Annotated in this window: 10 protein-coding genes; 5 read left to right on the top strand and 5 right to left on the bottom strand. The window is 63.1% G+C overall.

Going from position 1 to position 13,811, the window contains the following annotated elements:
- Positions 1-278: 278 nt before the first annotated feature.
- From mobA to M2396_RS04980, 3 genes are read right to left on the bottom strand one after another with little or no spacing between them, the layout of a single operon-like run.
- Positions 279-857, bottom strand: a complete 579-nt coding sequence (gene mobA / locus M2396_RS04970) for a molybdenum cofactor guanylyltransferase MobA (protein WP_220633660.1) — start codon at positions 855-857, stop codon at positions 279-281.
- Positions 858-917: 60 nt separating this feature from the next.
- Positions 918-4,034 carry an efflux RND transporter permease subunit gene (locus M2396_RS04975; RefSeq protein ID WP_101319623.1) on the bottom strand — a complete coding sequence of 1,039 codons (3,117 nt, stop codon included), beginning with the start codon at positions 4,032-4,034 and terminating at the stop codon, positions 918-920.
- An 11-nt stretch (positions 4,035-4,045) separates the two neighbouring features.
- Positions 4,046-5,221 (bottom strand): efflux RND transporter periplasmic adaptor subunit, encoded by a 1,176-nt coding sequence (locus tag M2396_RS04980; RefSeq protein WP_101319621.1) that lies wholly within the window; start codon positions 5,219-5,221, stop codon positions 4,046-4,048.
- Between the two features lie 157 nt (positions 5,222-5,378).
- Here M2396_RS04980 and M2396_RS04985 point away from each other — a divergent pair, with 157 nt between their 5' ends.
- From M2396_RS04985 to yiaY, 5 genes are all read left to right on the top strand, one after another.
- Positions 5,379-6,080, top strand: coding sequence for a response regulator transcription factor (locus M2396_RS04985; protein WP_101319619.1), 702 nt, complete (start codon positions 5,379-5,381; stop codon positions 6,078-6,080).
- Positions 6,081-6,087: 7 nt separating this feature from the next.
- A complete protein-coding gene (locus M2396_RS04990) occupies positions 6,088-7,383 on the top strand; it encodes an ATP-binding protein (protein ID WP_259073524.1) in 1,296 nt (431 codons plus the stop codon).
- A gap of 54 nt (positions 7,384-7,437) precedes the next feature.
- Positions 7,438-7,869, top strand: a complete 432-nt coding sequence (locus M2396_RS04995) for a PACE efflux transporter (protein WP_101319615.1) — start codon at positions 7,438-7,440, stop codon at positions 7,867-7,869.
- A 186-nt stretch (positions 7,870-8,055) separates the two neighbouring features.
- Positions 8,056-9,612 (top strand): threonine ammonia-lyase, biosynthetic, encoded by a 1,557-nt coding sequence (ilvA, locus tag M2396_RS05000; protein ID WP_101319613.1) that lies wholly within the window; start codon positions 8,056-8,058, stop codon positions 9,610-9,612.
- 105 nt (positions 9,613-9,717) lie between these two features.
- Positions 9,718-10,866 (top strand): L-threonine dehydrogenase, encoded by a 1,149-nt coding sequence (yiaY, locus tag M2396_RS05005; protein WP_259073527.1) that lies wholly within the window; start codon positions 9,718-9,720, stop codon positions 10,864-10,866.
- Between the two features lie 42 nt (positions 10,867-10,908).
- On the opposite strand, the gene M2396_RS05010 is transcribed toward yiaY, so the two are convergent.
- Both M2396_RS05010 and M2396_RS05015 read right to left on the bottom strand, forming a co-directional pair.
- Complete coding sequence (locus M2396_RS05010; RefSeq protein WP_259073528.1) at positions 10,909-12,102, bottom strand: hypothetical protein; 1,194 nt, start codon at positions 12,100-12,102, stop codon at positions 10,909-10,911.
- An 88-nt stretch (positions 12,103-12,190) separates the two neighbouring features.
- Positions 12,191-13,810, bottom strand: a complete 1,620-nt coding sequence (locus M2396_RS05015; protein WP_259073529.1) for an NADP-dependent glyceraldehyde-3-phosphate dehydrogenase — start codon at positions 13,808-13,810, stop codon at positions 12,191-12,193.
- Between the last annotated feature and the right edge of the window lies 1 nt (position 13,811).

The raw sequence follows: 13,811 nt of genomic DNA on the forward strand, positions 1-13,811 counted from the left end.
GCCGCCGGGTGCAGCGTTCCACTGACGAGTGTGGGGTGTTCATGGGGGGGGAGTCTGTTCGCTAGCGAACATAGGCAGGATCGCCGCTACGGGCTGTGTTAGAGGTGCACGATCCAAGAGGCCGCTTTTGGCTGGCTGCTGCTTTTGGCGAGAGACAGCAATCGGCCATTGGCTGTCCTCCACGAAAGGCTAACTAGTAATCATCATCTAAAACACAAAATCTGATAAAAATCAGTATATTGGAGCATAAACCTAAGTCAGTATCTAAAGTCGAAAGATCACGACCCAAGCAACTCCGGAGTATTGAAATTCGACAACCTGGGATCCCCCACAGCACAGTCCAACCCACAGCACCCCCCAACCCCCACCAGAGCCCGCTGCAAACTCCGTTCCCCCTCCAGCCAAGCCCGCCGCAACAACGGCAACACCCGCCGAGGCAAAACCGCAAACATCGGCTGCCAATATCCCCCCTGACGCACCATCGCCGGCAAATCCTGCCCAACCGCAAGCTCAAGCAAATCCTCGATCAAGCGACGGTCAATCAACGGCGCATCACACCCCAACACCACCACCCAGTCATGCCGAGCCACCGCCAACCCCGCAATCACCCCAGCCAAGGGCCCCGGATAATCCGCCTCGGCATCAGCCACCAACTGATCAGCATACCCACGGTACAGCTCTTGATTTCGGTTACAGGAAATCACCACATCATCGGTCAACGGCCGCACCACCCGCTGCACATGCGCCACCAACGGCTCCCCACGCCACTCCAGCAACCCCTTGTCGCGCCCACCCATACGCGCCCCCCGGCCACCGGCAAGGATCAATACAGAACAGGCAGGCAATCGCGCAGACATAAAAAAGGGCTCCTGGCAGTCAAGCCAGAAACCCTCCCATGTCACACCCAGCTTGTCCAGTCAGCCGCGCTCGCTTGCCTCAACGCCAGCCTTGCGTCGCCCAGCCAAGCGCATCACTACCACGAAGAACACCGGCACAAACACCACCGCCAGCGTCGCGCTGAGCATGCCGCCAATCACCCCGGTACCGATCGCCTGCTGGCTCGCCGAACTCGCACCGCTGGCAATCGCCAACGGCACCACGCCGAGAATGAACGCCAGCGACGTCATCACGATCGGCCGCAGCCGCAGCCTTGCCGCCTGTACCGCGGCATCAACCGGATCATGGCCCTGATCGACCAGGCTCTTGGCGAACTCGATGATCAGAATCGCATTCTTCGCCGACAAGCCAATCAAGGTGATCAAACCAACCTTGAAGAACACGTCATTGGGCATGCCGCGCAGCGTCACTGCCAGCACTGCACCGAGCACGCCTAGCGGTACCACCAGCAGCACCGCAGTCGGGATCGACCAGCTCTCGTACAGCGCCGCCAGGCACAGGAACACGATCAGCAGCGACAAGGCCAGCAACAGCGGTGCCTGGCTGCCGGACAAGCGCTCTTGCAGCGACAGCCCCGTCCACTCCAGCGCAGTGCCGGCGGGCAATTGATCGACCAGGCGCTGCATTTCGTCCATGGCGTCACCTGAGCTGTAACCAGGCGCTGGCTCGCCGCTGATGGAAACCGCCGGATAACCGTTATAGCGGGTCAATTGCACAGGCCCGGTGACCCACTTGGCCTGTACGAACGCTGCCAGTGGCACCATCTTGCCGCTGTCATTGCGCACGTGGATCTTCAGCAAGTCCTCGACCTGGCTGCGCTGATCGCCCTCGGCCTGGACCACTACCCGTTGCATGCGGCCCTGGTTGGGGAAGTCGTTGACGTAGCTTGAGCCCACCGCGGTATCCAGCACTGAACCGATATCAGCGAACGAGATACCCAGCGCGTTGGCCTGACGCCGGTCGATTTCAAGCTGAATCTGCGGGCTTTCCGCCAGCGACGACTCACGCACGTTGACCAGCAGCTTGCTCTTGCCGGCCTCCGCCAGGAGCTGGTCGCGGGCGGCCATCAGCTGCGCATGGCCAAGGCCGCCGCGGTCCTGCAGGCGCAGCTCGAAGCCGGTCGACTCGCCGAGGCCGTCGATGGGCGGCGGCAGCACCGAGAACGCCACGGCGTCCTTGATCTGGCTGAACGCCTGATTGGCCCGGTCCGCGATGGCTTGCGCGCTGTCGGCAGCACCACGCTCGGACCAGTCCTTGAGCGTGGTGAACGCCAACGCGGCATTCTGCCCGCTGCCTGAGAAGCTGAAGCCAAGAATCAACGTGGTATTGCCAACCCCAGCCTCGCCGCTGTTATGCGCCTCGATCTGCGCCGCCACCTGTTCGGTGCGGGCGCGGCTGGCGCCCGGCGGCAGTTGGATATCGGTGATGGTGTAGCCCTGGTCTTCGGTCGGCAGAAACGCCGTCGGCAACTGGCTGAAGCCATACCCCAGCACCGCCAGCAACACGCCATACAGCAGCAGATAGCGACCGCTGCGCTTGAGCGCGTGCACTACCCAGCGCTGGTAACCGTCGCTCATGCGCTCGAAACGGCGATTGAACCAGCCAAAGAAGCCCTTGCTGGCGTGCTCGCCACCTTTGGCTACCGGCTTGAGCAGGGTGGCGCACAGGGCAGGGGTCAAGCTCAGGGCAAGGAAGGCCGAGAACAGGATCGACACCGCCATCGACACCGAGAACTGCTGGTAGATCACCCCCACCGAGCCTTGCATGAAGGCCATCGGCAGAAACACCGCGACCAGCACCAGGGTGATGCCGACAATGGCGCCGCTGATCTGGCCCATCGCCTTGCGTGTTGCCTGCTTGGGCGGCAGGCCTTCCTCGGCCATGATCCGCTCGACGTTTTCCACCACCACGATGGCGTCGTCGACCAGGATGCCAATGGCCAGAACCATGCCGAACAGGGTCAGCACGTTGATCGAGAACCCCATCGCCATCATCACGGCAAAGGTCCCCATCAGCGCCACCGGCACCACCAGGGTCGGGATCAGCGTGTAGCGGATGTTCTGCAGGAACAGGAACATCACCGCAAACACCAGCAGCATCGCCTCGAACAGGGTCGTGATGACCTGCTGGATCGAGACCTTGACGAATGGCGAGGTGTCATACGGGATGTCGTACTTGACCCCGGCCGGGAACAGCGGCGCCAGTTGCTCCATCTTCTCGCGAACCAGGGTCGCGGTCTGCATGGCGTTGGCGCCGGGCGACAGCTGCACGGCAAAAGCCGTCGACGGTTTGCCGTTCAGGCGCGTGCCGAATTGGTAGTCCTGCGCGCCGATCTCGACCCGGGCGACATCGCCGACGGTCACGCTGGAACCGTCCGGGTTGGCCCGCAGGACGATGTCGGCAAATTCCTGCGGCGTGCTCAGTTGGCCCTTGACCACCACGTTGGCAGTGATTTCCTGGGTTGGCCTGCTCGGCAGATCGCCAATGCTGCCGGGTGCCACCTGAGCATTTTGCGCGGCGATGGCCACCGAGACGTCGTTGGGCGTGAGGTTGAAGCCGATCAGCTTGGCCGGGTCGATCCAGATCCGCATGGCCCGTTCCGAGCCGTACAGCTGCGCCTTGCCAACACCCTTGAGGCGGCGGATCTCGTTCATCACGTTGCGCGCAAGGATGTCGCTGAGGGCAGTTTCATCGAGGCTGCCGTCCTCGGAGGTGAGGGTGGCCAGCAACAGGAAACCGGTCGAGACTTTTTCGACTTGCAAACCTTGCTGGGTGACCGGCCGCGGCAAGCGCGACTCGACCACTTTGAGGCGGTTCTGCACATCGACCTGAGCCAGGTCCGGCTGAGTGCCCGGCTCGAAGGTGGCGGTGATGGTGGCGCTGCCCAGGCTGCTTTGCGAGTTGAAATAGAGCAGGTTGTCGGCGCCGTTGAGCTCCTGCTCGATCAGGCTGACCACACTCTCGTCCATGGTTGCAGCGGAAGCACCCGGGTAGACGGCATAGATCTCGATCTGTGGCGGCGCCACGTTGGGATACTGCGCCACCGGCAGCTTGGGAATGCTCAGCGCCCCCGCAAGCAGGATGAACAGCGCTACGACCCAGGCGAAAATCGGCCGGTCAATGAAAAACTGCGGCATGAATCAGGCCCTCACTGGCCGTTGTGCTGGACGATGGGGTTGGCGTCAGCTGTTGGGTCAACCTGCACCTGATCGCCGGCCTTGATGTGTTGCAGGCCTTCGATTACCACGCGGTCGCCAGGCTGCAGGCCTTCATTGACGATCCAGCGATCGCCCTGGGCATTGCCCAGGACCACTTCGCGGGCAACGACCTGGTCCTGCTGATCGACCAGCATGACTTTGGCCACGCCTGCGCTGTCACGCAGGATGGCCCGCTGCGGCACGCTGATGCCCTTGGGTTGTACCGCCTGCTCCAGGCGCACGCGCACGTAGCTGCCGGGCAGCAGGTCGAGGTCCGGGTTGGGGAATTCGCTGCGTAGGGTGATCTGGTTGGTGCTCGGGTCGACACTGATGTCCGAGAACAGCAGCTTGCCCGGCAGCGGATAGGCACTGCCGTCATCCTGAATCAGGGTGGCCTTGGCTTGATCCTCGCCGACCTGGCTTAGCTCACCGGCCCGCAGCGCCCGGCGCAGGGCGGTCAGCTCGCGGGTCGACTGGGTGACGTCGGCGTGGATCGGGTTCAATTGCTGGATCGTCGCCAGCGGCGTGCTTTCGTTCTGGCCGACCAGCGCGCCCTCGGTGACCAGCGCGCGGCCAATGCGCCCGGCAATCGGCGCGGTGACGGTAGCATAACCCAGGCTCAGCCGGGCGCGATCGAGCGCGGCTTTGGCCTGGGCAACTTCGGCGTCGGCTTGCAGCAAGGCGGCGTGGGCGTTGTCGTATTCCTGGCGGCTGACGGCCTTGTCGGCCACCAGCTCGCCGTAGCGTTGATCCTGCAGGCGCGCTTGATAGCGGGTCGCCTCGGCGCGGGCCAGGGTGGCGCGGGCGCTGTCGAGGTCTGCCTTGAACGGCGCCGGGTCGATCAGGAACAACACATCACCCTGTTTGACGTCGCTGCCCTCGCGATAAACCCGCTTGAGCACCACGCCAGCCACCCGTGCACGCACTTCGGCGGTGCGCGGGGCAAGGATGCGACCGCTCAGTTCGCTGGTGATCGCCAGCGGCTGGACCTGCACGGTCTCAACCCGCACCTGCGCCGGAGGCGCTTGGTCGTCTGGCTTGGCAGCGCTGTCGCAGCCGGCGAGCAGTACACCGAGCAGCGCCAAAGGCGCCAGATGGCGCAGGGGGAGTGTTGGATAGTTAGACATACGCAGCTTTCCGATAATGACCGGCGCTATGCTAAAGCACCTGGCCACCAATAAGCTGTGAAGCACTGTAGGGCGTATGTGAAAAAGTGTAAGGAAAACGGCTGCGGCTGCGTAGGATCTATATCCTCATTACTTACTTCCCTCAGCCAAGCTACTTATGCCGAACATTCTTCTGGTTGAAGACGACAGCGCGTTGTCCGAACTGATTGCCAGCTACCTGCAGCGCAACGATTTCCACGTCACTGTCATTGCTCGCGGCGATCAGGTGCTGGACGAATGCCGGCGGCAGCGGCCTGATCTGGTCATCCTCGACCTGATGCTGCCCGGCCTGGATGGTTTGCAGGTATGCCGTTTGCTGCGCCAGGAATCACAGTGCCTGCCGATTCTCATGCTGACTGCCCGCGACGATAGCCACGACCAGGTGCTGGGCCTGGAAATGGGCGCTGACGATTATGTCAGCAAGCCCTGCGAGCCGCGGGTGCTGCTGGCCCGAGTACGCACCTTGCTGCGCCGCAGCAGCGTCAATGAACCGCACCTTGAAAGCGATGTGATCCAGGTCGGTGGGTTGCTTATCAATCTGGCCGAGCGCACGGTGAATTGGCGCGGCGAGGCAGTCGAGCTGTCCAGCGGTGAGTACAACCTGCTGGTGGTGCTGGCGCGCAACGCCGGTGAAGTGCTCAGCCGCGACCGCATCCTGCAACAGTTGCGGGGCATCGAGTTCAACGGCACCGATCGCTCGGTGGACGTGGCGATCTCCAAGCTGCGGCGCAGGTTCGACGACAACGCTGGCGAAGCGCGCAAAATCAAGACCGTGTGGGGCAAGGGTTACCTGTTCAGCCGCGGCGAATGGGAGTACTGAAGGCACCATGCTGAAGATTCTGGTACGCCTTTACCTGCTGATCATCGTTGCCTACGCCGGCGCGTTGTTGTTGATCCCCGATGCCATCGTCGGTGCTTTCCATGAACGTTTCATGGCCTTCAATCAAGACCAGGCCAGGGGCGTGCAAACCCTGATCGTGCGCCAGTTCCAGCAGGCACCGGCTGAGCAATGGCCGGCTGTCGAGCGTGAAGTGGCGGATATTTTCCGCCCGTTGCAGGTGCAAATGCTGCGCTGGGATCAGGCTGCGCTAACGGCGCCCGAACGCGAGCGCCTGCAGGCAGGCTTGCATGTTGTGCGCCTGGGCGACTGGGGTTACTACCGAACGGCAATGGCGGCGCTGAACAGCGAGTGGCTGGTAAGCCTGCACAGCCCGCCCGATCCGGTCGACATCAACCTGCTGTCCTGGGGCGTGACCGTGCTGATCGGTGCCGCCTTGCTCGGCTGCCTGTTGGGCTGGGTGTGGCCACACTGGCGGGATCTGCAGCGGCTCAAGAAAACCGCGCGGCGTCTCGGCGAAGGGCAACTAACCGCGCGCACGCAGATATCTGCGCGCTCCAACATCGGTGAACTGGCCGGTGTGTTCGACACCATGGCCAGCGACCTGGAGCGGCACGTCAACGAACAACGTGAACTGCTCAATGCCGTCTCGCACGAACTGCGCACGCCGCTGACCCGGCTGGATTTTGGCCTGGTGTTGCTGTTTGACGAAGTGCCGCCAGCCAACCGCAAGCGCTTGCTGGAGCTGGTCGGCCACGTTCGCGAGCTGGATGAGCTGGTCCTCGAGTTGTTGTCCTACAGCCGGCTACAAACCGCCGGGCAGGCCAACGAACGGGTGGAAGTGTCGCTGCTGGAGCTGGTCGACAGCGTCCTTGGCGGTTTTGCCGAAGAGCTTGATAGTCGTGGTGTTCAGTGGGAAGTAAAAGCCGACGCCAACCTGCCGCGCTTTGTCCTCGACCCGCGCCTGACCGCCCGCGCCGTGCAAAACCTGGTACGCAATGCCATGCGTTATTGCGACGAAAAGCTGCTGCTGCGCCTGCGCCTGGAGGACGGCGCTTGTCTGCTTACGGTTGAGGACGACGGCATCGGCATACCGCAGGAGGAGCGCGAGCGGATCTTCCAGCCGTTCTATCGGCTGGACCGCAGCCGCGATCGCAATAGCGGCGGCTTTGGCCTGGGCCTGGCGATCAGCCGGCGGGCAATCGAAGGGCAGGGCGGCACACTTACGGTTGCCCAGTCGGCGCTCGGCGGGGCGCAGTTCCGCATACGCTTGCCGGCGGCTTGAACATCGCCGGCAAGCGGCGTACCGTTTGCGGGCCGTTTCTCCCAGGAGTCGTACATGCAAGGCAAGGCCCGCAAGATCGTTCAGGCCATCTGCTACGAAGTCATCGCCGTGGCCTGTGTAGCCCCCGCCCTGGCGCTGATGTTCGATGCCGGCATGGCCCACTCGACGGCGCTGTCGGTGCTTATGTCCGGGGTTGCGATGAGCTGGAACATGGCCTTCAACTGGGCGTTCGAGCGCTGGGAGGCGCGCCAGACCAAACGCAAGCGCACCGTCCTGCGGCGCATCCTCCACGCATTGGGCTTTGAAGGCGGGCTGGTTGTGTTGTTGCTGCCACTGGTGGCGTACTGGCTGGATATAAGCCTGTGGGCGGCATTGCTCACCAACCTGGCGCTGTTCGCGTTTTTCTTCGTCTACGCGTTCGTGTTCCAGTGGGGCTTCGACAAGGTCTTCGATGTGCCGCTCTCGGCGCAGCAAGCCAAGTGTTGACGGCTTGTAGCGCAACAGGATAAGTTCCTTACCCATGAATACCTTCCCGCAGCGTCGCGCCCTGAACATTATTATTACCGCCATTATCGGATTGGCGGGCTAGCGCGTACGTGCACCTAACCCGCCCTGGAGGCGGGTTTGTTTTCTCTGACTCCTGGGCAATACCGCAACCACCAGGAGTCATCGATGACCAATCTCAACGTCAACCCGCGTCTCACGCCCGCGCAACTGCTAACCGAGCAAGTGCGGCGTATTCTTGCTGCGCCGGTGTATGACCTGGCCATTGAAACTCCACTGCAAGGCGCTGCGGCGCTGTCGGCCAGCCTTGGCAACCAGGTCCTGCTCAAGCGCGAAGACCTGCAACCGACGTTCTCCTTCAAGATCCGCGGCGCTTACACTCGCCTATCGCGGCTGACCGCAGCCCAGCGCGAGCGCGGCGTGATCACCGCTTCTGCCGGCAACCATGCTCAGGGCGTCGCCCTGGCCGCTGCCCATCTGGGTTTGCAGGCAACTATCGTCATGCCCACCACCACGCCAACCCTGAAGATCGAGGGTGTGCGTTCGCGCGGCGGCAATGTGGTGTTGCATGGCGAAAGCTTCCCCCATGCGCTGGCCCACGCGCTGCGCTTGGCCGACGAGCATGGCGCGACCTTCGTGCCGCCGTTCGACGACCCTGATGTAATCGCCGGGCAAGGCACCGTAGCCATGGAAATCCTCCGCCAGCAGCCGGGCGCGCTTGATGCGATCTTCGTGCCGGTAGGTGGCGGTGGCCTGATCGCCGGCATTGCTGCCTACGTCAAATACCTGCGCCCCGAGATCAAGGTGATCGGCGTCGAACCGCACGATTCCAACTGCCTGCAAGCGGCACTGGCGGCGGGCGAACGGGTGATCCTGCCCCAGGTCGGCACCTTTGCCGATGGTGTGGCGGTGGCGCAGATCGGCGCGCACTGCTTTGAGCTATGCCGGCACTTTGTCGATGAAGTGATCACCGTCAGCAGCGACGAGCTGTGTGCGGCAATCAAGGACATCTATGACGACACCCGCTCGATCACCGAGCCATCCGGCGCGCTGGCCGTGGCCGGGATCAAGAAATACGTCGCCCGCGAGGGCGCAAAAGGGCAAACGCTGGTGGCGATCGACTCCGGCGCCAACGTCAACTTCGACCGCCTGCGCCATGTTGCCGAGCGGGCAGAGCTGGGTGAGCAGCGCGAGGCGATCATTGCCGTGACCATTCCCGAGCAGCCCGGCAGCTTCCGCGCCTTCTGCCAAGCGCTGGGCAAGCGCCAGATCACTGAGTTCAACTACCGCTTTTACCCAGGCAAGGAAGCCCGCCTGTTCGTGGGCGTGCAGACCCACCCGCTGACTGACCCTCGCGAGCAGTTGTTGGCCAGCTTGAGCGGGCAGGGCTATCAGGTGCTCGATCTGACCGACAACGAACTGGCCAAGCTGCATGTGCGCCATACCGTCGGCGGGCATGCTGCCCCAGGCAGCAATGAGCGGGTGCTGCGCTTCGAGTTCCCGGAGCGGCCAGGGGCGTTGATGGGCTTCCTCGAGCGCCTGGGCAAACGCTGGAACATCAGTCTGTTCCACTACCGCAACCATGGTGCCGCCGAAGCGCGGGTGTTCGCCGCGCTGGAAGTCCCCGACGAGGAGCTGGTGGGCCTGCCGGCTGCGCTGGATGAGATGGGTTACCGCTACTGGGACGAGACCGACAACCCTGCCTATCGGTTATTCCTCGGCTAAACCGATAGTCGGTCTGCCTGGCGGATTGATCGTTGCTATGGATCAACACTGTGGGCCGCGATTGGGCAGATTCTCAAGGTAGACAGACCTTGAGGATCCGCCCCCATGAGCAGCACCTTTTTCATTCCCGCCGTGAATATCATGGGCATTGATTGCCTGGACGAAGCGATGACTGCCATCGCTGGCTACGGCCTGCGCAAGGCATTGATCGTCACCGACCAGGGCCTGGCCCGGGCTGGCGTTGCCGAGCGCATTGCCGGCCTGCTCGCCATGCGTGATATCGATGCCGTGGTGTTTGACGGCGCGCGGCCCAACCCAACCATTGCCAACGTCGAAGCAGGCCTGGCCGTGTTGCAACGTGAACACTGCGACTGCATCGTCTCGCTGGGCGGCGGGTCGCCCCACGACTGCGCCAAGGGCATCGCCCTGTGCGCTACCAATGGTGGGCGGATCAGTGACTACGAAGGGGTTGACCGCTCGACCAAGCCGCAACTGCCGCTGATTGCGATCAACACCACCGCCGGCACCGCCAGCGAAATGACCCGTTTCTGCATCATCACCGACGAAGCCCGCCATGTGAAAATGGCCATTGTCGACCGCAACGTGACGCCGATCCTCTCGGTCAACGACCCGGCGCTGATGGCTGCCATGCCCAAGGGCCTGACTGCAGCCACCGGCATGGATGCCCTGACTCACGCCATCGAAGCCTACGTTTCCACCGCTGCCACGCCGATTACCGACGCCTGCGCGCTAAAAGCCATCAGCCTGATCAGCGACAACCTGCGCCAGGCCGTCGCCGATGGCAGCGACCTGCAGGCGCGGGAGAACATGGCCTACGCGCAGTTCCTGGCCGGCATGGCCTTCAACAATGCGTCGTTGGGGTTCGTGCATGCCATGGCGCACCAACTCGGCGGCTTGTATGACTTGCCCCATGGCGTGTGCAATGCGGTGCTGCTGCCGCACGTGCAGCGCTTCAACGCCAAGGTCAGCTCGCCGCGTTTGCGCGACGTCGCCAAGGCGATGGGGATCAAGGTGTGTGGGCTGGATGCAGAGCAAGGCGCTGGCGCAGCGATTTCGGCGATCGAGCACCTGGCCGCGGCGGTTGGCATTCCTGCAGGCCTGGCAGAACTTGGCGCGCGTATGCAGGACGTGCCGCTGCTGGCTGAAAATGCGTTGAAGGACGCCTGTGGCGTGACCAATCCACGCACCGCCAGCCAGGCGGAAATCGAAGCAATCTTCCGCGCGGCGTTCTGAGCCGTTCCAGCGCGGCCGGGCCCCACGCGGGGCCAGACCGTTTCAGCGCTCGCGCATGAAAAACCCGGCGACAAACTTGCGGAAGGTCTCCAGGCTTTTGAAGTCGGCGTAACGCTTGAAGTGCTCGGTGTCGGGCTCCGGCCCGACCGGCTGTTCCAGCAGTGACACTGACAACACCCGGTCCTGATCCGAGGTCAGCACCAGCTCATCCATCACCTGGCCTCCAATCACCGGCCGGCGCATCAGCACCTTGACCCCTTTGCTGGCCATCCAGTCGATCAGCGACACCAACGCCTTGAGCGGTTCGCGTTCTTCGTCGCGGTACACCGGGAACAGATGCGCGCGTGACAGCACCGGCACGCTGGCAACGTGGATCAACTCATAGAAGTTGCTCCCGGCAGTGGCCGGCGAGTACAGCGCCAGGGCCAGCAGCGGACCGCTGGTGCGGTTGCCACCCCAGTACAGATGATGGCCCTGGAAGTCGAAGCCATCCTCACTGCGGGGATTGAACAGCTTGCGCCCCTTGATCTGATCGACGCAGTCGAGGAGCAAGCCATGCCGACGGTGATTGCCGAACACCGTCGCCTCACGCAGGCGTGCTTTGAGCATCATCATGTGCTTCATGTCCAGCCGCGTTTCCAAATAGTTGCTGGCCGGCACGCGCTCGATCAATGGGTAACGGCTGGCCACGCTGCGCAGCTCGGCGAACTGCGCGGTGAGGTCCTTTTTCAGGTGGCTGGCATAGACGTTGAGGCCGCTGATTTCGATCCAGGTCAGCAGCAGCGACAGCAGGTGCTGTTGTGCCCTGCGTTCGGCAGCCTCGTTGACCGGGCCGGCGGGGCCTTGCTCGCTGGCCTTGCGGAAGTCGCCAATCAGGCCCAGCGGCGTGTCTGGCGCAAGCCACGCGGGCGGCGGCGTGCTCTCCTGGCGGCTCTGTTCAGCCTCGCGCTCATCCTTGCTGAACGGGCAGCCAGGGGTATGTTCGGGGGTGTCCGGATTATTGCGCAGGACCAGCCTGCCAGTATCGCCATTGAGGGCAATGTTAAGCACCGGCAAGGCGTCCTTGCGACAGTCGCAGGCCAGCCACTGGTTGGCGCTGCGCACCTTCATCAGCATCTGGTTGGCCTGCAGCACAGCTGGCCCGCTCAGGCTGCCGGCAGCAAAGCCTGCCAGCAGTTCTTCCTCGGCCAGGGTCAGGCTTCGCACCAGGCTGGCGTTTTTTTCGATGATTCGCATGTGGAGCAGCTCCCAGCTACAAGCCCCAAGCTTCAAGCAAAGCGCGGCTGCTTTCAACTTGAAGCTGGAGGCCGACCCCTTGCAGGCGCTAGAAGATGTAATCGGTGGTCAGGAAGCTCGACTGGCGATTACGGATGATCTCGCTGATCAGCTCCTTGTTGGCCTCCTGGAACTTGGTGGCTACCAAGGTACGGATCGAGAATACCCGCAGTGCGTCGTGCACCGACAAGGTGCCTTCAGCGCTGTTCTTGCGCCCGTTGAAAGGGTAGGTGTCCGGCCCGCGCTGGCACTGCGCATTGAGGTTGATCCGGCCAACCTGATTGGCGAAGGTATCGACCAGGCTGCCAATGGTGGCCGGGTCATTGCCGAACAGGCTGAGCTGTTGACCGTAGTCGGAGTCGAGCACGTACTCGATCACCGTCTCCAGGTCGCGGTACGGCACCACCGGTACAACCGGGCCAAACTGCTCTTCTTGATAGACGCGCATGTCGGCGCTGACCGGGTAGAGCAGGGCAGGGAAGAAGAACGAACCGCGGCTCTGCCCACCACCTTCATTGAGCACCCGTGCACCTTTGCCAGTTGCATCGGCAACCAGGCCGTTGAGGTAGTCGACCTTGCCGTGCTCGGGCAGCGGCGTCAGCGCCACACCCGGGGCCCACGGCATGCCAGGCTTGAGGGCAGCCAGTTTACGCTGGAACTTGTCGAGGAACGCGTCGACCACATCCTCGTGCACGAACAGGATCTTCAACGCGGTGCAACGCTGGCCGTTGAACGACAACGCGCCGGTGACGGCTTCGTCGACCGCATTGTCGAGGTCGACCTGGGGCAGCACGATGCCTGGGTTCTTGGCATCCAGGCCCAGCGCTGCGCGCAGGCGGTGCGGGCGCGGGTGGAGTTTTTTCAGGTCGCTGGCGGCCTTGTGCGTACCGATAAAGGCGAACACATCGACCTTGCCGCTGGCCATCAACGCGCTGACGGTTTCTCGCCCGCGGCCGTAGATCACGTTGATCACACCCGGCGGGAAGCTGTCGCGGAACGCTTCCAGCAGCGGCCTGATCAGAAGCACGCCGAACTTGGCCGGTTTGAACACCACGGTATTGCCCATGATCAACGCCGGGATCAGCGTGGTGAAGGTCTCGTTCAACGGGTAGTTGTAGGGCCCCATGCACAACGCTACGCCCAGCGGCGCGCGCCGGATCTGGCCGAGCGTGCCTTGCTCGAGCTCGAAGCGGCTGGAGCGTCGGTCGAGGTCTTTCAGGGCATTGATGGTATCGACGATGTAATCGCAGGTGCGGTCGAACTCCTTCTCGGAATCCTTGAGGTTCTTGCCGATTTCCCACATCAGCAGCTTGACCACCGCCGTGCGTTGCTCGCGCATCCGGTCAAGGAACGCCTGCACATGCTCGATCCGCTCGGCCACACGCATGGTCGGCCAGGCACCGCGGCCTTTGTCGTAAGCGTGGACTGCAGCGTCCAGCGCCGTCAGTGCAGTGTCGGCGTCCAGCAACGGTGCGCTGCCGAGGATGACTTGCTGCTCTTCATCGCCATGCTTGAGCCAGATCGGGCTGCGCACGGTGGCCAGCGGGCCAGGCCACTGGCGCAGTTCGCCATTGACCAGATAATCGCGTTGCTCCAGCGGCGGCCCGAGGCGCCAGGCCTCGGGGATGTCATCGGCGGTTGGAAACAACGAATCGAGCAGACTGTCCATG

Source organism: Pseudomonas sp. BIGb0278 (assembly GCF_024809895.1).
GTDB classification, from domain to species: domain Bacteria; phylum Pseudomonadota; class Gammaproteobacteria; order Pseudomonadales; family Pseudomonadaceae; genus Aquipseudomonas; species Aquipseudomonas shirazensis.

Bases quoted from the DNA above. Each gene is read 5' to 3' on its own strand.
- yiaY (WP_259073527.1), top strand. From the start codon at position 9,718: ATGAGCAGCACCTTTTTCATTCCCGCCGTGAATATCATGGGCATTGAT.
- ilvA (WP_101319613.1), top strand. From the start codon at position 8,056: ATGACCAATCTCAACGTCAACCCGCGTCTCACGCCCGCGCAACTGCTA.
- M2396_RS04980 (WP_101319621.1), bottom strand. From the start codon at position 5,221: ATGTCTAACTATCCAACACTCCCCCTGCGCCATCTGGCGCCTTTGGCG.
- mobA (WP_220633660.1), bottom strand. From the start codon at position 857: ATGTCTGCGCGATTGCCTGCCTGTTCTGTATTGATCCTTGCCGGTGGC.
- M2396_RS04985 (WP_101319619.1), top strand. From the start codon at position 5,379: ATGCCGAACATTCTTCTGGTTGAAGACGACAGCGCGTTGTCCGAACTG.
- M2396_RS05015 (WP_259073529.1), bottom strand. From the start codon at position 13,810: ATGGACAGTCTGCTCGATTCGTTGTTTCCAACCGCCGATGACATCCCC.
- M2396_RS04995 (WP_101319615.1), top strand. From the start codon at position 7,438: ATGCAAGGCAAGGCCCGCAAGATCGTTCAGGCCATCTGCTACGAAGTC.
- M2396_RS05010 (WP_259073528.1), bottom strand. From the start codon at position 12,102: ATGCGAATCATCGAAAAAAACGCCAGCCTGGTGCGAAGCCTGACCCTG.
- M2396_RS04990 (WP_259073524.1), top strand. From the start codon at position 6,088: ATGCTGAAGATTCTGGTACGCCTTTACCTGCTGATCATCGTTGCCTAC.
- M2396_RS04975 (WP_101319623.1), bottom strand. From the start codon at position 4,034: ATGCCGCAGTTTTTCATTGACCGGCCGATTTTCGCCTGGGTCGTAGCG.